This is a genomic window from Staphylococcus sp. ZWU0021 (genome assembly GCF_000798895.1).
Lineage (GTDB): Bacteria > Bacillota > Bacilli > Staphylococcales > Staphylococcaceae > Staphylococcus > Staphylococcus saprophyticus.
The window spans coordinates 1-2,724 of the sequence record NZ_JTLN01000035.1 but is presented as its reverse complement, the minus strand read 5'-3'; the positions used below and the strand labels follow the sequence as shown (position 1 = coordinate 2,724).

At 30.4% G+C, this 2,724-nt stretch carries 2 protein-coding genes and 1 pseudogene; 2 read left to right on the top strand and 1 reads right to left on the bottom strand.

Translation table 11 applies throughout. The features are described 5' to 3' along the window. On the top strand, nt 1-1,012 hold a 1,012-nt coding region (locus tag L987_RS13235), incomplete at its 5' end, for an HAD-IC family P-type ATPase (RefSeq protein ID WP_047505402.1). A 17-nt stretch (nt 1,013-1,029) separates the two neighbouring features. Further along, the gene (locus L987_RS13230; RefSeq protein ID WP_000592150.1) at nt 1,030-1,575 is read left to right on the top strand and encodes a YdhK family protein; all 546 of its coding nucleotides are present in this window, start codon (nt 1,030-1,032) and stop codon (nt 1,573-1,575) included. Between the two features lie 555 nt (nt 1,576-2,130). Here L987_RS13230 and L987_RS13225 read toward each other — a convergent pair. After that, a pseudogene (locus tag L987_RS13225) lies at nt 2,131-2,724 on the bottom strand (sulfite exporter TauE/SafE family protein); the annotation flags it as partial.

The window sequence follows — 2,724 nt, the reverse complement described above, 5'->3', positions numbered from 1 at the left end:
TACTTCAATTGGTGCACATAATGGTTTAATTATTAAAAATAGAGAGTCTGTAGAAATAGCTCAACATATCGATTATGTAATGATGGATAAAACTGGTACTTTAACTGAGGGTAACTTTTCTGTGAATCATTATGAGAGCTTTAAAAATGATTTGAGTAATGATACAATATTAAGCCTTTTCGCCTCATTAGAAAGTCAATCTAATCACCCATTAGCTATAAGTATTGTTGATTTTGCGAAAAGTAAAAATGTTTCATTTACTAATCCACAAGACGTTAATAATATTCCAGGTGTCGGATTAGAAGGTCTAATTGATAATAAAACATATAAAATAACAAATGTCTCTTATCTTGATAAACATAAACTTAATTATGACGATGACTTGTTTACTAAATTAGCTCAACAAGGTAATTCAATCAGCTATTTAATTGAGGATCAACAAGTCATTGGCATGATTGCTCAAGGAGATCAAATTAAAGAAAGCTCAAAACAAATGGTAGCTGATTTACTATCAAGAAATATTACACCAGTCATGCTTACAGGTGACAATAATGAAGTGGCACACGCTGTCGCAAAAGAATTAGGTATTAGTGATGTCCACGCACAACTCATGCCAGAAGATAAGGAAAGCATTATAAAAGATTATCAAAGTGACGGTAATAAAGTCATGATGGTCGGAGACGGTATCAACGATGCGCCGAGTCTTATAAGAGCCGATATTGGTATAGCAATTGGTGCAGGCACAGATGTTGCAGTGGATTCAGGTGATATCATACTTGTTAAAAGTAATCCATCAGATATTATTCATTTCTTGACCCTTTCAAATAATACTATGAGAAAAATGGTGCAAAACTTATGGTGGGGTGCAGGTTATAATATTGTTGCTGTACCTTTAGCAGCTGGTATTTTAGCATTTATCGGCTTGATTTTATCACCTGCAATAGGTGCTATTTTAATGTCACTAAGTACGGTTATTGTTGCAATTAATGCCTTTACATTAAAATTAAAATAAAAGATAGGAGTTTTATTATGATTAAAAAATTATTTTTTATGATATTAGGATCATTACTAATATTATCAGCTTGTTCCAATAATGATGAAAAAGATAAAGACACTAATGACCAAAAAAGTGAGAGCCATATGAAGCATAATGATGAAAGTAAAGTTCCAGAAGATATGAAATCGACTAATGAGGGTGAATTTAAAGTGGGAGATAAAGTAACGATTACAGCAGGGCATATGCCAGGTATGAAAGGTGCAGAAGCTACTGTAAAAGGTGCGTATAAAACATATGCCTATGTTGTAAGTTATAAACCCACAAATGGAAATGAAAAAGTAAACAATCATAAATGGGTCGTAAACGAAGAGATTAAAGATGCACCTAAAGATGGATTTAGTAAGGGCGATACTGTTAAATTAGAAGCAAGTCATATGTCTGGTATGAAAGGTGCTACAGCCAATATAGATAACGTGAAAAAGACTACTGTTTACGTAGTTGATTACAAATCCAAAGATAATGGTAAAATCATTAAAAATCATAAATGGATGACAGGAAATGAGCTGAAAGCACGATAAAAATCTAGTTCTAAATTGAGAAATAAATAGATATAAAAATATCCTCCTTAATCAATAATTTAAATAACTTATTATTGTTAAGGAGGATATTTTTTAGTGTGTAAATTAAAAAGAATTTTAGAAGAATAACATTTATCAAAAAACTGTTCATTACCTTATTAATTGAAATTATATAATTAAAAACCGCATCATTAGCCAATACGCAGAGCCATATAATAAATAACCCTGAAAATCCACCCAATTTAAAGATTAATTGGGTGGATTTTCAGTTTAGGTTAAATAATATAAAGATAATAAACATGACACTTGTAAAGCGATTTAATTCTTGTACTTTATCACTAAGATTTAAATAGATAATGATAGGCTTTTTGTTTTTTTGATACAATGTCACAAAGGTCTTTTGAATAATCGAATTCTTTATTATTGATTTTATGTTTCTCTTTTCTAATCCCTTTACGATATCCATAGTTATTGAATGCTATTTTGTGATACTAATACCTAATTTTTGGTGTGTATAATTATAAATATCAGGAGTTGCCTGACAAATTTCATTGATTAAAAGATAAGTTGAATAATTGCAACAATGATTAAAATACTTATAATCCATTTTTGTATGAAGTTAGGGATCTTTTTACTTAATTTCAAACCTAAGGGAGCAAAGAGAATACTCCCTATTATTAGAAATAATGCGTCTTCAAAAGGAACAAATCCCTGTATAAGTTTAATGATAAAGGCGCCAATTGAAGATATAAAAGCAATTACTATACTATTAGCAACTACCATATTCATTGGTAATTTGAATAAAACTAGCAATATAGGAATAATAATAAAAGCGCCGCCTGCTCCAACTATACCCGAAATGATACCAACGAAAAGACAAACCATAACTAATAATGGTTTGTTAAAGGAAGACTGATTTAAATTCGGTTTTACGTTAATAAACATTAAAATTAATGCGATTAAAGCAATGATAATATATATTGCATTTACAAATTCAGCATTAAATAAATTTGCTAGGAGTGCGCCTAACATGCTCCCTGTAATCATACCTCCACTCATATAAATAACTAATGGTGGGGAGAATTCTGTTTTTTTTTCGCGCTTTTAATGACCCACTTAAAGTACTGAAAAAGACTTGACTGGAAGTAA